The sequence below is a fragment of the Geminicoccus sp. genome (assembly GCF_036263595.1).
Taxonomy (GTDB): domain Bacteria; phylum Pseudomonadota; class Alphaproteobacteria; order Geminicoccales; family Geminicoccaceae; genus Geminicoccus.
The window spans coordinates 19,117-41,803 of sequence record NZ_DATAGQ010000045.1 but is presented as its reverse complement, the minus strand read 5'-3'; the positions used below and the strand labels follow the sequence as shown (position 1 = coordinate 41,803).

At 67.0% G+C, this 22,687-nt stretch carries 21 protein-coding genes; 12 read left to right on the top strand and 9 right to left on the bottom strand.

The annotated features are described in order from the left end of the window. Positions 1–80: 80 nt before the first annotated feature. Positions 81–680 (top strand): DUF2239 family protein, encoded by a 600-nt coding sequence (locus VHL31_RS03720; protein ID WP_329659861.1) that lies wholly within the window; start codon positions 81–83, stop codon positions 678–680. Here the strand turns inward: VHL31_RS03720 and scpA are convergent. Both scpA and VHL31_RS03710 read right to left on the bottom strand, forming a co-directional pair. Beyond that, positions 665–2,815 carry a methylmalonyl-CoA mutase gene (gene scpA, locus VHL31_RS03715; RefSeq protein WP_329659860.1) on the bottom strand — a complete coding sequence of 717 codons (2,151 nt, stop codon included), beginning with the start codon at positions 2,813–2,815 and terminating at the stop codon, positions 665–667. The two genes, VHL31_RS03720 and scpA, sit on opposite strands and share 16 nt — an antisense overlap. Then, a complete protein-coding gene (locus tag VHL31_RS03710; RefSeq protein ID WP_329659859.1) occupies positions 2,812–4,485 on the bottom strand; it encodes a methylmalonyl-CoA mutase family protein in 1,674 nt (557 codons plus the stop codon). The genes scpA and VHL31_RS03710 overlap by 4 nt, the downstream gene beginning before the upstream one ends. Before the next feature lie 155 nt (positions 4,486–4,640). Here VHL31_RS03710 and VHL31_RS03705 point away from each other — a divergent pair, with 155 nt between their 5' ends. From VHL31_RS03705 to VHL31_RS03695, 3 genes are all read left to right on the top strand, one after another. Beyond that, the gene (locus VHL31_RS03705; RefSeq protein WP_329659858.1) at positions 4,641–5,060 is read left to right on the top strand and encodes a VOC family protein; all 420 of its coding nucleotides are present in this window, start codon (positions 4,641–4,643) and stop codon (positions 5,058–5,060) included. Positions 5,061–5,153: 93 nt separating this feature from the next. Next, positions 5,154–5,399: a hypothetical protein gene (locus tag VHL31_RS03700; protein ID WP_329659857.1), complete on the top strand. Its 246-nt coding sequence runs from the start codon at positions 5,154–5,156 to the stop codon at positions 5,397–5,399. Positions 5,400–5,409: 10 nt separating this feature from the next. After that, on the top strand, positions 5,410–6,216 hold the full coding sequence (locus tag VHL31_RS03695) for a glycosyltransferase family 2 protein (protein WP_329659856.1): 807 nt from the start codon (positions 5,410–5,412) through the stop codon (positions 6,214–6,216). Here the strand turns inward: VHL31_RS03695 and VHL31_RS03690 are convergent. The 5 genes from VHL31_RS03690 to VHL31_RS03670 form a co-directional block, all read right to left on the bottom strand. Then, positions 6,201–7,256, bottom strand: a complete 1,056-nt coding sequence (locus tag VHL31_RS03690) for an alpha/beta fold hydrolase (protein ID WP_329659855.1) — start codon at positions 7,254–7,256, stop codon at positions 6,201–6,203. The genes VHL31_RS03695 and VHL31_RS03690 overlap by 16 nt on opposite strands. Before the next feature lie 84 nt (positions 7,257–7,340). After that, the gene (locus tag VHL31_RS03685) at positions 7,341–7,961 is read right to left on the bottom strand and encodes an SCO family protein (protein WP_329659854.1); all 621 of its coding nucleotides are present in this window, start codon (positions 7,959–7,961) and stop codon (positions 7,341–7,343) included. Positions 7,962–7,963: 2 nt separating this feature from the next. After that, positions 7,964–8,473, bottom strand: a complete 510-nt coding sequence (locus tag VHL31_RS03680) for a copper chaperone PCu(A)C (protein ID WP_329659853.1) — start codon at positions 8,471–8,473, stop codon at positions 7,964–7,966. A gap of 33 nt (positions 8,474–8,506) precedes the next feature. Continuing rightward, positions 8,507–8,914, bottom strand: a complete 408-nt coding sequence (locus tag VHL31_RS03675) for a DUF2946 family protein (protein ID WP_329659852.1) — start codon at positions 8,912–8,914, stop codon at positions 8,507–8,509. Between the two features lie 55 nt (positions 8,915–8,969). Then, entirely contained in the window at positions 8,970–10,994 is a 2,025-nt protein-coding gene (locus VHL31_RS03670) for an elongation factor G (protein ID WP_329659851.1), read from the bottom strand. Positions 10,995–11,303: 309 nt separating this feature from the next. Here VHL31_RS03670 and VHL31_RS03665 point away from each other — a divergent pair, with 309 nt between their 5' ends. Next, positions 11,304–12,260, top strand: a complete 957-nt coding sequence (locus tag VHL31_RS03665) for a hypothetical protein (RefSeq protein ID WP_329659850.1) — start codon at positions 11,304–11,306, stop codon at positions 12,258–12,260. Here the strand turns inward: VHL31_RS03665 and VHL31_RS03660 are convergent. After that, complete coding sequence (locus VHL31_RS03660; RefSeq protein ID WP_329659849.1) at positions 12,170–13,435, bottom strand: DNA recombination protein RmuC; 1,266 nt, start codon at positions 13,433–13,435, stop codon at positions 12,170–12,172. The genes VHL31_RS03665 and VHL31_RS03660 overlap by 91 nt on opposite strands. A 128-nt stretch (positions 13,436–13,563) precedes the next feature. On the opposite strand from VHL31_RS03660, the gene VHL31_RS03655 reads away from it, so the two are divergent. The 7 genes from VHL31_RS03655 to VHL31_RS03625 all read left to right on the top strand — a co-directional run bounded on the left by VHL31_RS03655 (position 13,564) and on the right by VHL31_RS03625 (position 20,451). Next, the gene (locus VHL31_RS03655) at positions 13,564–13,992 is read left to right on the top strand and encodes a CopG family transcriptional regulator (RefSeq protein WP_349262352.1); all 429 of its coding nucleotides are present in this window, start codon (positions 13,564–13,566) and stop codon (positions 13,990–13,992) included. Between the two features lie 37 nt (positions 13,993–14,029). Then, positions 14,030–15,118, top strand: coding sequence for a PHB depolymerase family esterase (locus VHL31_RS03650; protein WP_329659847.1), 1,089 nt, complete (start codon positions 14,030–14,032; stop codon positions 15,116–15,118). A gap of 157 nt (positions 15,119–15,275) precedes the next feature. Continuing rightward, a complete protein-coding gene (locus VHL31_RS03645; RefSeq protein WP_329659846.1) occupies positions 15,276–16,358 on the top strand; it encodes a spermidine/putrescine ABC transporter substrate-binding protein in 1,083 nt (360 codons plus the stop codon). 131 nt (positions 16,359–16,489) lie between these two features. Beyond that, positions 16,490–17,551: a spermidine/putrescine ABC transporter substrate-binding protein gene (locus tag VHL31_RS03640; protein ID WP_329659845.1), complete on the top strand. Its 1,062-nt coding sequence runs from the start codon at positions 16,490–16,492 to the stop codon at positions 17,549–17,551. A gap of 80 nt (positions 17,552–17,631) precedes the next feature. Beyond that, on the top strand, positions 17,632–18,543 hold the full coding sequence (locus tag VHL31_RS03635) for an ABC transporter permease (RefSeq protein ID WP_329659844.1): 912 nt from the start codon (positions 17,632–17,634) through the stop codon (positions 18,541–18,543). Further along, positions 18,536–19,360 carry an ABC transporter permease gene (locus VHL31_RS03630; RefSeq protein ID WP_329659843.1) on the top strand — a complete coding sequence of 275 codons (825 nt, stop codon included), beginning with the start codon at positions 18,536–18,538 and terminating at the stop codon, positions 19,358–19,360. Before VHL31_RS03635 ends, VHL31_RS03630 begins: the two co-directional genes overlap by 8 nt. Continuing rightward, positions 19,360–20,451 (top strand): ABC transporter ATP-binding protein, encoded by a 1,092-nt coding sequence (locus VHL31_RS03625; protein WP_329659842.1) that lies wholly within the window; start codon positions 19,360–19,362, stop codon positions 20,449–20,451. Before VHL31_RS03630 ends, VHL31_RS03625 begins: the two co-directional genes overlap by 1 nt. Positions 20,452–20,502: 51 nt before the next feature. Here VHL31_RS03625 and VHL31_RS03620 read toward each other — a convergent pair whose 3' ends face one another. Next, positions 20,503–21,945: a hypothetical protein gene (locus VHL31_RS03620; protein WP_329659841.1), complete on the bottom strand. Its 1,443-nt coding sequence runs from the start codon at positions 21,943–21,945 to the stop codon at positions 20,503–20,505. Positions 21,946–22,687 lie beyond the last annotated feature (742 nt).

Here is a 22,687-nt window from a genome sequence, read left to right as displayed (position 1 = left end):
GGACGCGTTTTACCCGGGCACAATTGACGGTGCATTTCTATCCGGGTATATTTGCTCCAGCATCGTGTGGGGGAAAGGTCATGACCGGGTTGACCGGCAGATATTCCGCCTTCGCCGGCTCCAAGCGCCTTGCGTCGGGTTCGCTGGCAGAGGCGGCGCTGGCGGCGAAGGATGTGATCGATCACGACGACCGGGTGGCGGTGTTCGTCTTCGAGGATGCCAGCGGACGGATCGTCGATCTCGACATGCGCGGCAGCAGCGACGATGTCCTGGCCCGGCTGGAGAACAAGAAGGATGCTGCGCCGCGCGGGCCTGGCCGCCCGAAGCTCGGCGTGGTGGCGCGCGAAGTCACCCTCTTGCCCCGCCATTGGGACTGGCTGGCCAGCCAGCCGGGCGGCGCCTCGGTCGCTCTGCGCAAGCTGGTGGATGCGGCTCGCGCTGCCAATGCCGATGCGGATCGGATGCGGCTCGCCAGGGAAGCCACCGACCGTTTCATGGTGACGCTGGCCGGGGACCTTCCAGGCTACGAGGCGGCCGCCCGCGCCATCTATGCGGGCGACGAGGCCCGGTTCGGGCAGGCGATCCAGGACTGGCCGCAGGACATCCGCGAGCATGCCGTGCGTCTTGCGGCCGATGCATTCCCCGGACCGGACGCGCCTGACGCTCAGCTCCCGGTGTAATCCAGCTGCGCGTTGAGCCTGTCCAGGAGCTTGCCGGCGGCATCCGCGATGACCGTGCCGGGCGGGAAGATGGCGGCAGCACCAGCGGCGTAGAGGGCGTTGTAGTCCTGCGGCGGGATCACGCCGCCGACCACGACCAGGATGTCGTCCCGCCCGCGGGCGGCCAGCTCTGTCTTGAGCTCCGGGACCAGCGTCAGGTGGCCGGCCGCGAGGCTGGAGACGCCCACAATGTGGACGTCATTGTCCACGGCCTGCTGGGCGGCCTCCGAGGGCATCTGGAAGAGCGGGCCGATGTCGACGTCGAAGCCCAGGTCGGCGAAGCTCGATGCGATCACCTTCTGGCCGCGGTCGTGGCCGTCCTGACCCATCTTGCAGATCAGGATGCGCGGTTGCCTTCCCTCGTTCTCCGCGAATTTCTCCACCGCCGCGCGCACGTCGGCCACCTTCGGCACCGAACCGGTCTCCTTGCCATACACGCCGGTGATCGACCGGATCTCGGCGACGTGGCGGCCCCAAACCTTCTCCAGCGCTGCCGTCATCTCGCCGACGGTTGCGCCGGCCCGCGCGGCGTCGATCGAACCGGCCAGGAGATTGCCCTGACCGCTCGACGCCATGTCGGAAAGGGAAGCGAGGGCGGATTCGACCCTGGCGGAGTCGCGCTCCGTCTTGAGCCGGCGCAGCTTGTCGAGTTGCGCTGCGCGCACCGCGCTGTTGTCGACCTTGAGCACGTCGATCTGCTCGTCCCCGTCCACCTGGTACTTGTTCACGCCGACCACGGTTTGCTGGCCGGAATCGATCCGCGCCTGGGTGCGGGCGGCCGCCTCCTCAATGCGCAGCTTGGGGATGCCCTGCTCGATCGCCCTGGCCATGCCGCCGCTGGCCTCGACCTCCTCGATATGGATCCAGGCACGCTCCGCCAGGTCCCGGGTCAGTCGCTCCATGAAGTACGAGCCGCCCCAGGGGTCGGCCGGGCGGGTCGTGCCGCTCTCCTGCTGCAGCACGATCTGGGTGTTGCGGGCGATCCTGGCCGAGAAGTCGGTGGGCAGGGCCAGCGCTTCGTCGAGCGAGTTGGTGTGCAGCGACTGGGTATGGCCCTGGGTCGCGGCCATTGCCTCGATCATCGTGCGGGTGACGTTGTTGAAGACGTCCTGCGCGGTGAGCGACCATCCGCTGGTCTGGCAGTGGGTGCGCAGGCTGAGCGAGCGCGGGTCCTGCGGGTCGAACGGCTTCATGAGCTTGGCCCACAGTGCTCGCGCCGCGCGCAGCTTGGCGATCTCCATGTAGGTGTTCATGCCGACCGCCCAGAAGAACGACAGCCGTGGCGCGAAAGCGTCCACATCGAGGCCGGCGGCACGTCCTGCCCGCACGTATTCGACGCCGTCGGCAAGGGTGTAGGCCAGTTCCAAGTCGGCGGTCGCTCCGGCCTCCTGCATGTGGTAGCCGGAAATGCTGATCGAGTTGAACTTCGGCATGTGCGCCGCGGTGAACGCGAAGATGTCCGAGATCACCCGCATGCTCTGCCTCGGCGGGAAGATGTAGGTGTTGCGGACCATGAACTCCTTGAGGATGTCGTTCTGGATGGTGCCGGTGAGCTTTTCCGGCGGGACGCCCTGCTCCTCGGCGGCCACGACGAACAGCGCCAGGATCGGCAGGACGGCGCCGTTCATGGTCATCGACACGCTCATCTCGTCCAGCGGGATGCCCGCGAACAGCTGGCGCATGTCGAGGATCGAATCGATCGCCACGCCGGCCATGCCGACATCGCCCATCACACGCGGATGGTCGCTGTCGTAGCCGCGATGGGTGGCGAGGTCGAAGGCGATGGAGAGGCCCTTCTGCCCGGCCGCGAGGTTGCGGCGGTAGAAGGCGTTGCTGGCCTCGGCGGTGGAGAAGCCGGCATACTGGCGGATCGTCCAGGGCGACTGGACGTACATGGTGGGATAGGGGCCGCGCAGGAACGGCGGGAGGCCGGGCAGGCTGTCCAGCGTATCGATGCCGGCGCGGTCGGCGCTGGTGTAGACCGAGCGCAGGGCGATGCCTTCCGGCGTCTCGACGGCGGACGGGTGCGCCGACGTGCCGGCCTCGGCCCTGCGCTGTCCCAGGTCGATCGTGGCGAAGTTGGGCAGGCGGCTCATGTCAGGCGCTCCACGATGTCGGACAGGTAGCCGGCCATGTCCTGGCCCTGGACCACGAACCTGGACACGCCTGCCTCTCGCAGCGCTCCCTCGAGCGGACTAGGCTTGCCGAGAAGGTGCACATCCTCCGCCCCCACATGCCGAAGGCCTTCGGCAAGGCTCACGGCCCGGTCGGCGTAGTCCTCGTCCGCCCCAGCGATGACCGCCAGCCTGGCACCGGTCTGCGGAAAGGCGTTGACCGCGTCGGCGATGACGCAATGCAGGCCGGCAATCGCGAACAGGTTTGTGGCAAATCCCAGCCGGGCGGCGTGGCGCGCCGCCGGCCCCACCAGCAACACGAAGACAGGTACTGCACCCTTGGCCAGCGATCGGTCGCGCAGCGCCTCGAACGGCTCGGCGTCGCGCCACCGCGGCAATCGTCGTCTAGCCGTATCGGATCGGGGCGGGATCTTCGTCTCGCCGGGATCCGGAAACTGGCTCACGCCGATGATCGGGCAGGCACGCGTGCCGACGAGGCGGCTGCGGGCCTCCTGGCGCGCCTGCAGGATCTCCGCCACCAGGCCCACCTCGCAGGCCTCCCGGAATCCGCCCGCCATCTCGATCCGCTGGACGATTGCCCAGGCCACACCGGCCAGCTGCTCGGTGAGCTGCTCGACATACCAGCTGCCGCCCAGCGGATCGGTCACGAGCCCGAGGCCGCTCTCCTCCTGCAGCACGTTCTGGATGTTGCGGGCCAAGCGGGCGGCAAAGGCGTCGGGCAGTCCGCACGCATGGTCGTGTGGCAGGACGGTAATCGCATCGGCCCCGCCCATCGCCGCCGCGGCACAGGCGATGGTGTTGCGCAGCAGGTTGGTCCAGCGATCGTAGCGGGTCAGCATCCGCGCCGAGCTGACGGCATGGACCAGGGGTGGCCTCTCCACCCCCGCCACCTCGACCACGCGCGACCACAGCCGGCGCAGCGCGCGCAGCTTGGCGATGCCGGCGAAGAAGTCGACGCCGGTGCTGGCCTGGAGCAGCATGGCCCCCAGCGCTGCTTCCGCCGACGTCCCGCCATCTTCCATCTGGCGGGCCAGGTCGATGACCGCGGCGATGGTCAGGCCGATCTCCTCGGCGTCGCTCGCCCCCCCATCGTCGAAGACGGTGCCGTTGACGGCGATACGCGCGGTCGGCGTGAAGCCTTGCACGGCCGGTGCCGCTTCCCTGCCCGCCGCCCATGCCTCGATCGGGTCGAGGAGGGCAATCACGCCGGCTGGAACGTCGCCGGCCGGTTCGCGGAGATAGACCGGCGCCAGGTCGAGCATGACCCCATCGAGGGCCAAGGCCAGGTCGGCCGGGCGCAGCGCGGTGCCATCGAGCAGGATGGAGGTGGCGCCGCCGGCCAGGTCCGCCAGGATCGCCCGGTTGGCGGCGACGGGATCGGGCAGGCGGCACAAGGAGCGGATGTCCCATTGCGGCCGTGAAGCCGCACCTCCCCGGATGAACGGAAAACGTCCGGGCAGGCCAGCGTCCGGCAGCTCGTCCGCGCGAAGGTACAAGGGCGGAATGCGGATGCCATCCTCGGTGCGGCCGACCAGCCGCTCCTCGAAGGCGGCGCCCCGCAGCCCCTTCTCCACCAGGGAGCGCCACAGGGACGGATCGGGTGCAGGGAAATCGTCAGAGAAGCTCAGCACGATCGGTCGCTCCCCGCCTAGCCGCACGGCCCGTCCTTGTGGCCGTGGCCCGACGATAGGCGCAATCCGGTCACGCTGTCATGGTAGCGAGGTCTCCTGGAACCTGGCCGGCAACGGTACCACATCTCTGTCCGAACGGAACGAGGGAGACGAGCTTGCGCTATCTGCACACGATGGTCCGCGTGACCGACCTGGAAAAGTCTCTCCATTTCTACCGCGACCTGATGGGGCTGAAGGAGGTCCGTCGCCACGAGAACGAGAAGGGCCGCTACACGCTGGTCTTCCTGGCAGCACCCGAGACCCCGGAAAGCCCGATCGAGCTGACCTACAACTGGGACCCGGAGGAGTACACGGGCGGGCGTAACTTCGGCCATCTCGCCTATGAGGTCGACGACATCTACGCCTACTGCAAGCACCTGCAGGACAATGGCGTCACCATCAACCGGCCGCCGCGCGATGGCCGCATGGCCTTCGTGAAGTCGCCCGACGGGATCTCGATCGAGATCCTGCAGAAGGGCGGGGCCAAGGAGCCGGCGGAGCCCTGGAAATCGGCCGAGAACGTCGGCACCTGGTGAGCAAGACGGCATGGTGGGACAGTTTGCAGCCTTGCTGCACTGCAGCATCATCTCTAGCACAGCGATTCTCGTGAAGAATCATGGGGATCGAACATGGCGGCCCGATATCGCAGCGCTTATCGACGCTACCTGTTCTGGCGAAGGATGCGACTGATCCTGACACTGACCGGCGGGGTCATCGGAATCGTCACCTGCTACTTCATGTACATGAACCTGGTCCGCAACGGGCTCACGCTCGGCCCAAAGGAAATGCTCCCGATGCTGCTGGTCCTGGCAGCTTCGTTCACATTGCCTTGGCTGGTCGGGTCGGCGTTCGTGAAGAAGCCCTCGGAACTGTGAGAGTGTCGCGTTGCCCGTCGTTTCCGTGATCACCGCCTGCCGCAATGCCGCCCCGACCATCGAGGCGGCGCTTCGGTCGGTTGCGACACAGCGTGGGCGCGCGATCGAGCACATCGTGATCGACGGCGCATCGACCGACGGCACGCTGGAAATCCTGGCGCGCTGGGAGCCGAGGCTGGCGGTCCTGGTGAGCGAGCCGGATGGCGGCATCTCGGATGCCTTCAACAAGGGCGTGGCCCGGGCGAGCGGCGTTTACGTGATGTTCGTCAATGCCGACGACCGGTTGAGCCCGGGCCAGATCGCGCGGGCGGCAGCCGTCCTGGATTCGACCGGGGCGGATGGCGTGTTCGGCGACCTGGTCTGCGAGGACGGAGCGGGCCGGCCTCTCCATCGGATCGCGGGCGACCCGGGCTATGCGGAAAAGATCGCCCGGCGGTTTCCTGCGATGAACCATCCGACCCTGATGGTGCGGCGGGACCTGTTCGACAGGATCGGCGGATTCGACACCGCGCTGCGCGTGGCGATGGATTACGACTGGTGCCTGCGTGCCCATCTGGCCGGCGCCAGGTTCGTGTACGATCCCACGATCGAAGGCCATTATCGCCTGGGCGGGGCGTCAGACCGGCGCTGGCTCCTGGCAGCGCGGGAACTGCGGGACATTTCCCTGCGCCACGGATTGCCGGCCAGCGCAGCGTGGCCGCTCTGGGCCGGACGGCTGGCCCGGGCGGGCGCCCAGCGACTGCTGGCTACCGCCCTGCCCCACGACCTCCACGCCTTCCTGCGCCGCCTGGCGAACCGGTCTCATCGGCCGGCCTGAGCAAGCGTTTCCGGCAGGATCCGGTAGCTGCGGTCGGACGGCGACCAGCGCCGGCCCGCGATCGAATCGGCCGCCATGCCCGCGATGACCGCACGGGCGTCGCGGACCACCTCCTCGCGCGATCGCCAGTACTGATGGTTGCCGTCGCAGAGCCCGGTCCAGGCGACCTCGCTGCAGTCGACGCAGACGATCCGGTCGCCCAGCCGGCCACGATCGCGCGGCCCGGCACTGCCGAGGCGATCCGGATTTCCCTTGGTCAGGTCCGAGACGACCAGGGCCCGGTCGCAGTTCGCGTAGTACACGTGGATGGCGCTCGCCAGCCGGTCGAGCGGGGCCAGCTTGTACTCGACGTTGAGCGCGTCGTCGTCCTCGTCCGCCGCCATCAGGAACACGTTGGCGAAGATCCGGGGCAGACGCTCGCAGTCCAGGATCGTGCGCAGGCCCTGCACGGCATGGCGCAGCGCCCAGTTGCCCATGCTGTGGGCGACCAGGTGGACGCGCTGCCCGCAATCGTTGCGGCCGCTGCGCACCTTGGCGAGGAAGTCGAGGAGCGCTGCCAGCGCGCGGGCCATGGCCAGCCCCGACGAAGCCGCGTCGGCGCGATCCATCCCGTAGCGGCCGCGGGGAACCGCCACGCCGTCGGATGGCCAGGAGAACACGAAGACCGGCATGGGCCGGCCACCGCTGCTCCAGCGCTGCGCGAGTTCGGCCGCCCGTGCCAGCGAGACCTCGAAGTCGGTGGCGAAACCGTGCAGCAGCACGAGAAGGTCGGCCTGTTCGGCCTGCATGCGCGCCTTCAGCCTGGCGAACACCTGCTCGCTGCCGAACAGGGGCGTCGGAACGTCCCCATCCAGTCGCTCGGGCGCCAGCCGGACGACCCCGGGGCGGTAGCATCCCTCCCCGTCCGGGATCATCTCGGCGCAGCCGACCCGGAACACGTGCGGTCCATCGGCATTGAACCGCCCACCGAAACGGGCGGAGCCGCCGGACGAGCCGAGCAGGTCGCGATTGGTGGCGAAGCAGACGTCGATGGCAGTCATGACTCCTCCGGTGGCAGCCGGGCATGACTAGCATGATATCCTAATGATAGGAAGATAATCTTTATGTTACCGGGAAGCCTACCGTCATCCCTGTTCCAGCGCTTCCTTGACGACGGCCAGCATCGTGGCGGGATCGGCTTCGTAACTGAATACGGCGAGGTTCTCGCCCTCGGGGCCCATCAGGTAGCTGTAGGTGCTGTGGTCCATCAGGTAGTCGGCACTGTCTTCGCGCTCCGCCTTGGCATAGTAGACCCGCCAGGCCTTGGCGGCACCGGCGACCTGCTCGTCGGAACCGGACAGGCCCACGATCCGCGGGTCGAACAGGGCCACGTACTCGGCCAGGTCCGCCGGCTTGTCCCGGGCGGGATCCACCGACACGAACCAGGCCTGGACCCGCTCGGCATCCGGGCCGAGCTGCTCCAGCACCTCCGAGAACTTCTGCAGTTCGGTCGGGCAGAAATCGGGGCAGAACCGGTACCCGAAGAACATCAGCGTCAGCTTGCCCTGCAGGTCCTTCTCCGTGACGGTCCGCCCGTCATGCGCGACCAGGGTAAAGGGCCCGCCCACCGGGGCCTCGCGGATGACGCCCGGAATGGGCGGCCGCTCCGGGGCCGGCCGGTCCAGCCAGCCGATCTGCCATCCGACGATCCCGACCACGACCAGTGCCAGCACGCCGGCAAAGGCTGCGCTCATCCATGGCTTCATGGTCAGCTGCCTCCGCCGTGATGGTCGTGCGACGCCGCAGGGGCAGCGGGCTTGGCACCGGCCTTCTCGACGTCGAGCTCCACCTCGACCGTGCCGGCCTTCTCGAAGGTCAGGCTGAGCGGCACCCGGCTCCCCTCGGCCAGCGTCTGGCTGGGTCCCACCAGCATGATGTGCAGCCCGCCGGGTGCGAGGTCGACCGTGCCACCGGGCGGGATCTCGAGCCCTTCGGGCAAGGCGCGCATCTTCATGATCCCGTTGTCCATGCTCATGCTGTGCAGTTCGGCGGCCCGCGCCACCGGGCTGGCGACGGCGACGAGCCGGTCCGGCGCCGTGCCGTGGTTGGTGACGGTGAGGTAGGCAGCCGCAGACGGCTGGCCCTTCATCGTCGCCCGCGTCCAGGGATGGCCGATTTCCAGTTCACCCAATTTGTATTCATGCGCCGCAGCACCTAGCGCTGTGCCGACGCCGAGCAGGCTGCCCAGCAGCAGGGTGCGCATCCATGCGTTCGCCATATCGTCAGATCCTCGTTCTTCCGGTCGATCGTGTCAGCTTCGATGGACGGGAAGGAAGGGAGGTGCGCGGGCGGCAAAGGAGCGGACGGACCGGCCAGCCGCCATGGAGGCACGCAAGCCGGGGCGCTCCGGGCGCGCGGCTAGGCATCGATCCGGCAGGGTCAGGACGGCAACGGCACCCGTGCCAAGACTGTCGGCACCGGGCAGGCGGCATAGCACGCAGTGATCGGCGGCGTGCGCGGCCTGCCGTCCGTCCGGCTGCCCCCGTTCGCGGCCGGCTGCCTCGCCACAGAACACGGCCGGCAGGACAGTGCCGTCGGCGCCGGCCAGCCCTGCCCGCGCCGGCAACATGCCGGCCGGGATCAGCAGCTGGAGCAGCAGGGCGGCGCACAGGAGACGTGCGACGAGGCCCGGCAGGACATGGTGGGCGCGCTGTTTCACGGCTTCATCATGACATGCCGGACGGCAAATGCCGAGCCTGTGCGATGGCGGGAGGCTAGGGGGCGGCGCTGGTCGCCTGCGCGGCGATGTCCCTGATCAGCCGCTCGGGCACCTCGTCCAGATGGTCCACGCGCCAGGTGAAGAACCCGACGCCCTGGGTCATCGAGCGCAGCTGCAGAACCAGGTCGTGGCTTTCTGCCTGCGGCAGGTTGGCGCTGATCTCGTCCCAGCCCGGCCAGTCGGCCTTGGCCTCGTAGCCGAGGACCTGCCCGCGCTTGCCGGAGATCAGGGCCAGCGCCTTGGACGTGTAGTCCGACGGCACGGACATGCTGATCGTGAGGATAGGCTCCAGCAGCACGGGCTGGCAGTTCGGCAGCCCCTCCTTCAGCGCCTGCCCGGTCGCCAGCTTGAATGCCAGTTCCGAACTGTCGACCGAGTGGAACTGGCCGTCATGCAGCGTGACCGCGACGTCCACCACCGGGAAGCCCAGCGGCCCCTTCACCAGCGCCTCGCGCGCGCCGTCCTCTACCGCAGGAATGAACTGCTTGGGCACCGCACCACCCACGATCTTGTTGGCGAACGCGAAGCCCTGCCCGCGCGGACGGGGCTGGATCTCGATCTTCACGTCGGCGAACTGGCCGTGGCCGCCCGTTTGTTTCTTATGGCGGCCATGGGCCTGGGCGCCCTTGCGGATCGTTTCCCGATAGGGGGTGCGTGGCAGATGGGTTTCCAGCTCCAGCCGGTACTTCTGCCGCAGCCGGTCGAGGGCCACGCGCAGATGCATCTCGCCCTGGCCCCACAGGACCGTCTGCCGGGTCTCCGGGTCCATATCCAGCCGGACCGCCGGATCCTCGTCGGACAGCTTCTGGAACGCTGCCGAGAGCTTCACCTCGTCGTTGCGGTCCTTGGCGTGCAGCGCGAAGGCGTACATGGGCTGGGGCGGGGTCATCGCGATCAGGTGCTGGGCGTCGCCGTCCGATGCGCCCAGGATGTCGCCGGTATGGACGCTGTCCATCCGCCCGAGGCCGACAATGGCGCCGGAGGGCACCTCGGCGACCGGCTCGGTCTTCGCACCGGTGACCTCGAACAGGCCAGACACCCGCGCGTTGTCGATCTGCGCGCCGTCGCGCAGCGGCCCGCGCCAGACCCTGGCCAGGCTAAGCTTGCCGGCATGAGGCACGTGATAGGTCTTCAGGACCTGCACGAGCGGCGGGCCCTCGGCGGCGATGCCCAGCCGCGACGTGGTGGTCCGCGGCGAGGGAGCCTCCTCGACGATGGCGCGCAGCAGGCGGCGGACGCCCATGTCGCGCTCGGCCACCCCCAGAAGAACCGGGACGACCCGGTCCGAGGACAGGCCCTGGGCCAAGTCGCGCAGCACCGTGGAGGGGTCGATCGGCTTGTCGTCGAGCAACTGCTCCAGCAGTTCGTCGTCGAGGTCGGCCAGCGCCTCGAGCATCTCCTGGCGCGCCTGCGCCTCGCGCTCGCGATATTCCTCGGGCATCGACATCTCGTCGGCGGCCGCCCCGGCATTGAAGTGCCAAGCGGTCTCGTCCACCAGGTCCACATAGCCGACCAAGTCCTCGCCCCGGCCGATCGCATATAGGTGCGGGATGACGGGGCGCTGGCTGACCGTGCGCAGGCCGGTCAGCAGGTCGCGCCACCTGACTTCCGACCGGTCCATCTTGTTGACGTAGACGAGATGCGGGAGATGGATCTCGTCCAGAAGATGCAGCAGCGGCGCCACCGCCACCATCCGCTCCACGATCGGCTCCACGACCACGACCGCCGCGTCCACGCCGGCCAGGATCGCACGCGTATCGTGGATGAACTCGACTGAGCCGGGGCAGTCGATCACCGTGAGCTTGGTGCCGTTGGCCGTGAATGTCGCGCAGGTCGGCTCCGTGCTCATCCGGCGCGCCCGCGCCTCGGGCGTATGGTCGGCCACGGTAGTGCCGTCGGCCACACGGCCCTTGCGCGGGAGAGCGCCCGAGACAAACAGCATGCTCTCAAGCAGCGTGGACTTGCCGACACCGTTCGGACCGACGAGCGCAAGGTTGCGCGTGCTGCGTTCCGTACTCATTCGTTTTGGCCTCCCGCCTTGCCGACATGCGCCATCAAGCGCGGTCGGTCCCCTTTGTGCGAGAGGCCCCCGACCGGCACGCGCGATCGGTGACGCGGCATGTTCAGAGCATCGACAGCGCTTGGCAACCCTGGCCGTGGATCGGATGTTGTCGACGGATCGGGTGATACCGGCCGGCGCACCCGAATGTCCGTGTCTTCTACCGATCGATGACGGCGGTGGGTGGACATGGCGCCGGAACTGGCCGATCATCCTCGGCCGCGACGGCCTTGGTGACCATCCGTCGCGCCGGTTGGTCTGGGGGCAGCCATGGACTGCGTCAGCCTCGAACGGTACCTCGAGGCCTATCTTGAAGGGCGGCTGCGCCGGGCGCAGTGGCTCGTCTTGCGCCGGCACGTGATGACCTGTCCGCACTGTCGTGCTCGGGTCGAGCAGCTGCGGCAGTTCGAGATGGACCTGCACCAGCGCTTCCGCTCGATGTCCCGGACCCAGCGCCTATGGACGGGGCTCGAACTCGACCTGGTCGGCCTGCCGAGCGTGGCCGCGTCCGGCGACACCATGCCGCCCAAGCCGCCGCGGCCCTCCATGTCATCCCTGTCCAGCGCGCTCCTGCTCCCGCCACCAAAAGCCGGCCGACCCAGTACCGTGGCGCGTCCAGAAGCGCCGGCACGGGAACAACGCTGGCCGATCGTGGCGCTGATGTGCCTGGTCCTGGCCAGCGTCGGCACCGGGTCCTGGCTCCTGATCCGGCCATCCTTCGAGGGGGCCGAGGGACTGGGCGCCAGGCTCGAAGACCTCAAAGGATCCCGCGGGCCGGAAGCCGCAGATCCGCCGCGACCGTCCGAGCCGCAGGCCATGCCGATTCCTGCTGTGCTGACAGAGCCGTCCCAGGACGACCCGTTCCTCTCGACTCCGGTGCTCGTCCCGGCGGCGGACGTGCCGGCCTGGCTACAGGCGCAGATGGGGCGGCCCATTGACCTGGCCCTGCCCAAGGAAGTGACCATTCAGGGCGGCGGCGAGTTGAACCTGGGTGCCAGCAAGCGCACGGCCGTGCTCGCCATGAGCCCGCATGACGGGCAGCTGATGATCCTCCCCACGGTCGACGGGATGAACTCCGCATCCGCCGATGTGCTCGACTTCGCGCAGCGCAACGGCTTGGCGCATGTGATCCGGCGTCAGGATGGCGTGACGCTGGACGTGCTGGCCGCCGTGCCGCCATCAAGGCTGGAGGAACTGTTCCTCGCATCCACGTCTGTGCCTGGCTGACCAGCCGGCAGCCGGGCGGCCGCGGCCTCGGCCCCGTGGTCGGAGACCTGGCGCAGGAGCCGTTCGAGCTGCGGCACCCGGCTGCCGCGTAGCTCGTGCCAGTCCTTCAGCGCGTCCTCGAGCCGGCGCCCGAGGCGATCCAGCCGGTGCAGGTGGGCCCGCCAGCCCTCGTCCAGCCCATGGAGTGCATCCAGCAGGTCCTTGAGCCCGTCGGCGAGCCGCCTTTCCTCCGCGGCATGGCGGATCACCGCCAGCACCGCGAACAGGCTGGCCGGCCCGACCAGGCAGACCTGCCGCCGGATCGCCTCGTCCACCAGCAGCGGCTCGGCGGTGACCAGCCCGGCGAACACCTGCTCGTTCGGGACGAACAGGAGCGCCAGCGGCAGCGCACCCAATTCGGGGCGCGTCCACTCATGCCGCGCCACCTCGGCGATGCGGCCGCGCACGTCGCGTACGAAGGCGGCGCGTGCCCTGCCCCGCGTTTCCTCGTCGCCCGCCTCCACCAGCTTCGCCCAGTTCTCGAACGGGAACTTGACGTCCATGTGCAGCACCCGGCCGTCGCCCAGGAGCACGGTGATGTCCGGCCGTGAACCGTCCGGCAGCTGACGCTGGCGCACCCAGTGCAGGTTCTCGACCAGGCCCATGGCGCGCAGCAGGTCCTCGGCCATGCGCTCGCCCCACTGGCCACGCACCCTGGCATGGACCAGCGCGTCGCGCAGCGAAGCCGTCGTCTCGGCCAGCTTCTCGGCCCGGGCGAACGCCTGCTCCACCCGCCCGCCCAGGCTGGAAAAGCTCTCGGCGCGCTCGCGCTCGATGCGCCGGATCAGTTCGCCCAGCCGCTCGACCTGCCCGAGCACATTCTGGATGCGCGCCTCGAACTCCGCTCGCTCGGCCTGCGCCCGGTGCCCCTGCAGGGTGCGCTCCACCGTGAACGCGGTCTGCACCGCGCGCGCCAGCTCGTCGGCCGCCCGCTTCTCGCCTTCCCGCGACAGCTCGGCAAAGGCGAGCTTGACCTGGTCCAGGAGCGCCTCGGTCTCGTCGGCCCGTCGGGCGTCGAGGTCCTGAAGCGCCCGTGCCGTGCGTGCCGCCCCATGGCTGCCATCGGCACGGCCGACGAGGAAGCCGAGCCCTAGTCCCGCGGCAAAGGCCACGGCCACGCCGATCCAGATCTCCAACCTCTACTCTCCGCTGGCGCCGCCGGTTGCGTAGCTGGCGCTTCCTGAACGGAGCGAGCGGAATCGTGCGGGTGCCCTTGAATACGGACAGCGGCAACCAATTTACCATCCAGCGGGATGGTATGTGGATGGAGAAGATGGCAGGCAAAGCGCAGGAGCAGCGGTCCAAGCAGGGCGACAGCGAGAAGATCACGATCAACCTCGGTCACGTGGACCTGGGTCAGGTCGACCTGATGGTGCAGGAGGGCTTCTATTCCAACCGCACCGACTTCATCCGTACCGCCATCCGCAACCAGCTCCAGCGCCACAGCGAGGTGCTGCAAAAGTCGGTCACCCGCCAGGGGCTGGATCTGGGCCTTCGCCACTATACCCGCGCCGAACTGCAGGCGGCTGTCGACGCTGGTACCAAGCTGCACATCCATGTCCTGGGCCTGGCCAGCATCGCGCCCGATGTCGGCCCGGAACTCGCCAGCGCCGCCATCGCTTCGGTGGTGGTGCTCGGCACTCTTTCGGCCAGCCCGGAGGTCAAGGCTGCCCTCGCCGACCGGATCCATTGAACAGCCTGCCCGCACTTTGACGAAAGAACCATATCCGATGTCCGCCAAGATCCTGCCTAACATCTCCGATGCGCTTCGCCTGATCCGGTCCGGCCGGCTGAACGAAGCCACCGCGCTGCTGCGCCAGGGTGGCGGACCTGCCCCGTCCGTCCAGGTGAACGTACCGCCTGCGCAGGTTTTCGACCTGCAGAGCCTGAAGCAGCATCTCCCCTCGGGCCTGCAGGGACTGTTCAAGGGGCGCATGCCGGCTGAGCCGGCCGTCGCGGTCCCGGATGGCGCCACCTTCGTCGAGCGCAGCTTCGCGAACCCGTTCGGCAGCCGCACCTACAAGCTGTATGTGCCGGCCAGCGCCCGTGGCGGCTCGCTCCCGCTGGTCGTGATGCTGCATGGCTGCACCCAGAACCCGGATGACTTCGCCGCGGGGACGCGGATGAACGCGCTGGCCGAAGAACGGGGCTTCCTCGTGGCCTATCCGGCGCAGCCCAAGTCGGCAAACCCGAACGGGTGCTGGAACTGGTTCGAGCGGGCGCACCTCGCAGCCGAGCAGGGCGAGCCTTCCCTGATCGTGGGCATCGTGCGCCAGATCATGCGGGACCAGCCGGTCGATCCGGACCGCGTCTATATCGGCGGGCTCTCGGCGGGTGGCGCAGCGGCGCTCAATCTCGCCAGCCTTCATCCCGAGCTGTTCGCCGCGGTCGGCGTGCATTCAGGCCTCGCCTACGGCGCCGCCCAGGACATGCCGTCGGCCTTCGCGGCCATGCGGCAGGGTGCGGCCAGCTTCCCGCCCCGGACGGGGCGCGTCGTGCCGACCATCGTGTTCCACGGCTCGCAGGACGGTACCGTGCATCCCCGCAACGCGGTGCAGATCATCGAACAAGCCTCTGCCGGGCAGCACTACGCCCGGGTCGGCGAGAAGGACCAGGTCGACGGCGGGCACGACTACAGCCGTGCATCCTATGCCGATCCGCGCGGCCGGGTGATGCTGGAACAGTGGACCGTGCATGGTGCCGGTCACGCCTGGTTCGGTGGAAGTTCGACAGGTTCCTATACCGATCCGCGCGGCCCGGATGCCTCGCGCGAAATGATCCGGTTCTTCCTGGACCATCATCGCACCGCCCAAGGCTGAACGATCAGCTCGCCGCCGCACCGGGGCAGGCCTGAAGACAGCCTGCCCTGGCTGGAGCCGGCCCCCTTGTTGCAATGCGGAAGGGAATTGTTGACAGGCAGGAAGGCGGTGGCGACCGTCTCGGCACGATACAGGCCCCAAGAAGGAGACCGTCTGCGTGGCACGACGCCCCTCACCCCTTCCGATGCCCTTCCTGTCGCGCCGTCACCTCCTCGGGGCGACCATCACCATGGCGGCTGTCGCACCGTTCGGTCGCTTGGCCTCGGCTCAGGAAGAACCGGAGGTCAATGTTTACAACTGGGACACCTATATCGGCTCCACGACCCTCGCGGACTTCACGGACTCGACGGGCATCAAGGTCCGCTACGACTTGTTCGCCAGCGCCGACGAGCTGTTCGGCAAGCTGCGTGAGGGAAATCCGGGCTACGACGTGATCGTGCCGTCCAACAACATCGTCGAGCGCATGGCGGTCGCCGACATGCTGATCCCGCTCGACCACGCGAAGATCCCCAACCTGAAGAACATTGCGACCGCGTTCGCCGACACGCCCTACAATCCGGGCCTGAAATGGGCCGCGCCATATTTCTGGGGCACCCAGGGCATCGGCTACCGGACCAGCATCTTTTCGGCCGTGCCGAGCTCATGGCGCGACATGACGGAGAACGAGGCGGTCAAGGGCCGTTTCTCGCTGCTGGCGGATGTCGATTCGCTGCGCATGGCATTGAAGGTGATCGGAGCCTCGCTCGACACGAAGAACCCGGCTGAGATCGACGCTGCGGCCGACTACCTGATCAAGATCAAGCAGGGCATCAAGACCTTCGCGCCCGACACCGGACAGGACCTGCTCATGGCAGGAGAAGTGGATGCCTGCCTGGAATGGTCAGGCGATATCAAGCAGGTGGCGACCGAGGACCCGGAACTGGCCTACGTCATTCCGGTCGAGGGCAGCCTGCTCTGGACGGACAATCTCTGCATTCCGAAGGGCGCGCCGCACCCGGACAATGCGCATGCCTTCATCAATTACATCCTGACGGCCGAGGTGCACGGCGCGATCGCCACCGAGGTCGGCTATGGCTGCCCGAACGAGGCGGCAATGGCCTTCATCCCGGAAACCGACCGGGAGGATGCCGGCATCTATCCGCCGGAGGAGACCTTGGCCCGCTGCGAGTACGCCACCTACAAGGGCGAGGAGGTCGAAACCCTCTACGAGAAGGCGATGACACGGGTGCTGGCGGCCTGAGCAACGCCGGCGGTTCCCGATGCAACGGCCCCCTTTCGGAGCCGTTCACATTTGAGCCGTCATCAAACGAGCGCTATCGTCCGGTCTCAAGAGGCCGTGACGGGCTTTGCCGAACCTTGAGGGAGATCGTGATGCGCCCACTCCGCCGCCGTACCATGCTGGCCGGCACCTTTGCGGCAGCGGGCGTCCTGCCGCTATCGCGACTGGCTCATGCGCAGGAAGAAAAGCGCCTGAACGTCTACAACTGGGACACCTATATCGGCTCGAACACGATCGCCGAGTTCACCGACGCGACCGGGATCGAGGTCCGCTACGATCTCTACGCCTCCTCGGACGAGCTGTTCGGCAAGCTGCGCGAGGGCAATCCCGGCTATGACGTGATCTTCTCGTCGAGCAACTATGTCGAGCGGATGATCGCGGCCGATATGCTGGTGCAACTGGACCACGCGCAGATCCCCAACCTCAAGAACATCGCGCCGGCCTTTGCCAACCAGAGCTATGATCCGGGCCTCAAGTACGGCGCACCCTATACCTACAGCCTGCTGGTGATCGGCTACCGCAAGTCGGCCGTGACCACGGCGCCAGTGTCCTGGGATGCGGTGTTCGGCGAGGGCGCCCCGCAGGGTCGCGTGTCGTTGCCGAACGATACGGACATCGTGCGCTGCGCCCTGAAATATCTGGGCAAGTCGCTGAACACGGAGGATCCGGCCGACATCAAGGCCGCCGAGGAACTGCTCATCGCGGTCAAGAAGCGGGGCACGGTGAAGATCTTCGCACCCGACACGGGCCAGGACCTGCTCCTGTCCGGCGAGGTGGACCTGGCGGTCGACTGGATGGGGGACATGCGCCAGGTGATGGCCGAGGACGACGATCTGGCCTTCGCGGTGCCGAAGGAAGGCACTGTGCTCGGCATCGACTGCATGTGCATTCCCAAGGGCGCCCCACATCCGGGCAACGCCCATGCCTTCATCAATTTCATCCTGACGCCCGAGGTCCATGCGGCCATCGCGGAGGAGATCCAGTACGCGATCCCGAACGCCGCCGCCGTCGAGCTGCTGCCGGAGGAGGAGCGGACCGATCCGCAGGTCTATCCGCCGCAGGACGTGCTGGCCCAGTCGGAAGTGCCGGCCTACAAGGGAGAAGCTGTAGAAAAGCTGTTCGAGGACGCCCTGACCCGCATCCTGGCTGCTTGACGGCCAGCGGCGTCTCTCTTCAATTCCACCCGATCATCATCGGTGGCTCCGGCCTACTGCTGCAACGGTGAGGAAACGGCTTGGAGAACTGGCGACAGCAGCCCTGGGTGTTCCTCACCTTCATCGCACCCGGGGCGCTCTGGCTCCTGCTGTTCTTCCTCATTCCTCTGGGCTGGATCTGGCTGTTCGCGGTGGGCGAGCGGCAGGGTCCCGTCGACATCGTCGTCACCTGGACGATGTCGAACTACGCCGAGGCGCTGCAGCCCATCTACCTGCAGCTATTCTTCAAGACGCTCTGGATCGCTATTCTCTCGACCGTCGTCTGCCTGGTCGTCGCCTTTCCCGTGGCCCTGTCGATCTGCTTCGCGCCCGAGCGCTACAAGAACATCCTGCTGCTGCTCGTGATCCTGCCGTTCTGGACGAACATGCTGATCCGCACCTATGCGATGATCGCCATGCTCCGGCAGAACGGCTTCCTGAACGACGGCATCCGGGGCGTGTGGACGGCCATCAAGTTCCTGCTGACGCCGGTCGGGCTAGGCGGCTTGATGGGAGACCAGTTCCAGCCGCTGAACCTGCTCTACAACAATGCCGCCGTGATCCTGGGCACCGTGTATGTCTACCTGCCATTCATGGTGCTGCCGCTCTACGCCAACCTGGAGAAGCTCGACCGCTCGCTGATCGAGGCCTCGCTCGACCTCGGCGCCAGTCAGGTCAGGACCTTTTTCGAGGTCATCGTGAAGCTGGCCAAGCCCGGCATCATCTCCGGCGTGATCCTGGTGTTCATCCCGGCACTCGGCACCTTCCTGATCTCTGACCTGCTGGGCGGACCGGACAGCCAGCTGATCGGCAACGTCATCGAGCGCCAGTTCCGCGCTGCGAACAACCTGCCGCTGGGGGCCGCCCTGTCCTTCATGCTGCTCTACCTGACCTTCATCGCCCTGGCGCTGCGCGCCTGGTTCGCCGCGCGGGGAGAGCGGTCCGATGCGTAGGCCGATCGGACCGCTCGAGTTCACCCGCCGCACCTGGGTGCGGCTCTGGCTGCTCGTGGTGTTCGTGTTCTTGTATGCGCCGATCGTGGTGCTGGTGGCGTTCTCGTTCAACCAGTCACGCCGCAACATCGTCTGGACCGGCTTCACGACCGACTGGTACGGGCGCGCCCTGAACAACGCCTCCTTGATCGAGGCGTTCGTGAACTCGATCGTGATCGCGCTCATCTCCACGGTCTTCTCGGTGATCATCGGCGGCCTGCTGGCGCTGGGCCTCTACCGGTTCCGGTTTCCGGGCAAGCCGGTCCTGGACGGCGCGTCGGCGCTCCCGATCGTCATCCCCGAGATCTGCATGGGCGTGGCTCTCCTGGTCTTCTATGCCCGCGTCGGCTGGCCGACCGGCCTGCCCTGGCCACTCAACCTGAGCTCGGTCATCATCGGCCACATCGTGTTCAGCTTCCCGTTCGTGGCGGTGGTCGTGCGGGCGCGGATGGAGGGCTTCGACCGCTCCTTGGAGGAGGCCTCGAAGGATCTGGGCGCCAGCGAGTGGCAGACCTTCTGGAACGTCACCCTGCCCTACATGAAGACCGGCCTGATCGCCGGCGCGCTGCTGGCCATGACGCTGTCGCTGGACGACTTCGTGATCACCTTCTTCACGAGCGGGCCGGACACGATCACCTTCCCGGTGAAGATCTACTCGATGGTCCGCCAGAGCGTGACGCCCGAGGTCAACGCCGCCTCGACCATCCTCATCCTGTTCACCGTGGCGCTCACCATCATCGCGTTGCGGCTGCAGAAACCCTCGGAAGGCATCGGCTGATGGCGAAGAACGGCGTGCCGATCGTCCGGTTCGAGAACATCCACAAGAGCTTTGGATCCTTCAAGGCGGTGGACGGCGTTTCGCTGGACGTGCCGAACAACTCGTTCTTCGCGCTGCTGGGGCCGTCGGGATGCGGCAAGACCACGCTGCTGCGGATGTTGGCAGGCTTCGAGCACCCGACCTCCGGGCGGATCCTGATCGACGGCGAGGACATGGCCGGCGTTCCGCCGAACCGGCGTCCGGTCAACATGGTGTTCCAGTCCTATGCCGTGTTCCCGCACATGAATGTGCGCGAGAATGTCGGCTACGGATTGAAGGTCTCGGGCGTGCCGAGGTCGGAGATCGAGCCGCGGGTCGAAGAAGCCATCGAGATGGTGAAGCTCGGGCCGTTCGCCGACCGCAAGCCGGACAAGCTGTCGGGCGGCCAGCGCCAGCGCGTGGCCCTGGCGCGTGCCCTGGTCAAGAAGCCCAAGCTGCTCCTTTTGGACGAGCCGCTCTCGGCGCTCGACAAGAAGCTGCGCGAGGACATGCAGCTGGAGTTGGTCCGCCTCCAGCAGGAGGTCGGCATCAGCTTCGTCATCGTCACGCACGACCAGGACGAGGCGCTGTCGATGGCGGACCTGATCGCGGTGATGAACAAGGGCAAGGTGCTGCAGGTGGCGCCGCCCTGGGACCTGTACGAGGAGCCGAACTGCCGTTTCGTGGCCGACTTCATCGGGGAAATGAACCTGTTCGAGAGCCGGATGATATCGGCGGAGAACGGACAGGCGCGGCTGGATGTGAAGGGCGTAGGGCTGGTCGACGTACCCTGGGACTATCCGGCGACCACGGACGTGGCGCTGGCCGTGCGGCCGGAGAAGATGCGCCTGTATCGCGAGGAGCCTGAGCTGGGCTGGGTCCGGCTGCCGGGCAAGGTCGCGCAGGTCGCCTATTTCGGCGACAACAGCCAGGTCTTCGTCGAGACCGAGCAGACAGGGCGGGTCGCGGTCCTGCGCTACAACCAGTCGCGATCCCGCGAGGAGCCGTACCGGGCCGGCACGCAGTGCTGGGTTGCGTTCGAGCCATCCGATGGCATCGTGCTCACCGACTGACGACGAAAAAAGGGGCCGCCCCTCAGGAGCAGCCCCGTCGCCCAGATCAGCTCAGCGAGGACGGCCGACCACGATCAGGCTTTGTCCCCACGCCACGAGCTCATCGCGTCCGTCCCCGTCCATGTCGAACAGGAGCGGGAACGCGGCCCACTTGTCGTAGACGCTGGAACTGCTCTTCGTTGCGACCTTGGTACCCTTCAGGTTCCAGTACCAATTCTCGGACAGTATCTGCTTGCCCGCGCCGTTGAACACGTCGCCGAACATGGAGATCACCTCGTCGGTACGGCGGTCGCCATCCAGTTCTGCGTTCTGCATCGGCATGACCCGATAGCCGATCTTGCGCACGACCTTGCCGCTCGTGTTCACCACATAGGAAGCGCTGCCGCCGCGCGGCGTCATCAGGATCGAGAGAGGCTTGGGCGCCGGGTCGAGCTGGGCGACCGCGACCTCCTGCGCGTTGGTCACCGCAGCCGTCCAGAGCCGCTTGCAGGTGACCGGATCGAACGCGCCATTGCCGGTTCGGCCGGCCGCCACCGCCGTGAGCTTTGAGCTGGCGGGATCGAGCTGGGCGATCCGGATCCCGTCGACATGATCCTCGGAATTCCAGCCCTGCAGGGTGCAGCGGACCTTCCCGCCGAAGTCCATCGAGTACTTGCCGACGAAGAAATACTCCGCGAGCCCGTCCTTGTCGGCATCCACGGCAGCCGTGTGGTGGCCGGCGTCGCAGGTGTCCTTCTGCCAGAGCTTGTTCAGGCTCGTGTCGAACGCGACGACCCTGGTCCAGTTGTCGATCCAGTTCCTGCCGCCGCACTTGCTGCTGCCGCCGGGCTGGGCATGGGCGACCAGGATGATGTGCTTGCCGTCAGCCTCCTTCCGGTACACCGAGAGCCGGCAGTAGCTCATGGCCGTGAGCGGCTGGCCTTCCAGGGCGACGCTGCGGATCTCCTTGCCGGTCGAGCTGTTCCGCACGACGAGCCGCTTGGTCGAGCCCGACTGCCAGCAATGCAGGATGTCGTCGTTGCTGTCGCCGTCCAGGTCCAGGACGGCCGCCATGTCGCGCTGAATATAGGCTTCCGGCCCCTGCTTGCGTCCCGAACTGTTCGTCACCTGCCAGATCTTCTTTCCGGCCAGGTCATAGACCCGCATGAAGCGGTGCCCGTTCCAGTGGACGAGCTCGTGCTTGCCGTTGTTGTTGCGATCCAGCGGCAAGACGTTGGCATAGGCGTTGTCGATCGCATTGCCGTCAATGTTGATCCTGGCGACGATATCGACGCCAAGGGACGTCTTCCCGCTGTTCGACGAGCCTGCCCGGGCCACCGGCACGAACTCCATGCCGCGCGGTGCATTGCGTTGCAGCTGGACCCGGTCCTCGATCTTCGTGCCAGCCGCTGCCATTGCGGGCGGCCAGATGGAGCTGAGCGACAAGGCGGCGAGCACGCACGAGCCGAAGGCCGTCAGTGTCCTGCAGCGCCACGAGTTTCCGGAGAAGCGCATAGTTGTTCCCTGATGCCGCACCGTAACCGGGTCAACCGCATGACCCGCGGCGGGCTGTCTCTCAGAACAACTCCACGCATATCTATTGAAATATCGGAACTTGAGAAATCTTCATCCAGTTCATGTCAGGGTCGAGAAGCGCCTCGTCCGCATAAACTTTCGTTTAGACAATATGCCTCATGCGACGATTGGATCTTTGTCGCATATATCAGACAATTGCACGGAAACATGCAAAAATAGACGGCTTACCGCTCTTGGACCCATCTTCGCGCATCGCTGAAGGCGTTCCTGACCGGATGGGCAGCATCGAGGGGCTTGGCGGCCGTTTCCCGCCTGCCACTAACAAGAGAATATGAAGGACCGGCCTTGCGTAGCCGTTACAAACGGCACCAGCACTCCAATCCGGCCGGGGGAACAGGACCATGGCTGCCACCCGAGCGAATCGGTGCGGAAGGCTGATTTCCTGGCCAGTTCGCACGTCATGGTGAAGCGCAGCGCCTGTGGCAGAACATGAACAGAGGCTTCCAGGGTGCTTGGCGAATCCGCCACATTCGTGAGGATTCGTTAATGTTGAAGGCCCATCAACCTGCGATAGCGGTCACTGCCGCATGAGGCGCAAGCGTAAGCCTTTGATGCACGGTCCTATTTTCGAACGGATCGAACGCTCTGTGTGTGCCTTGATGCCGCACGCTCCATGAGCACACGCACCGCGAGAGAGATGATCGCGAAGCAAACATGAAGA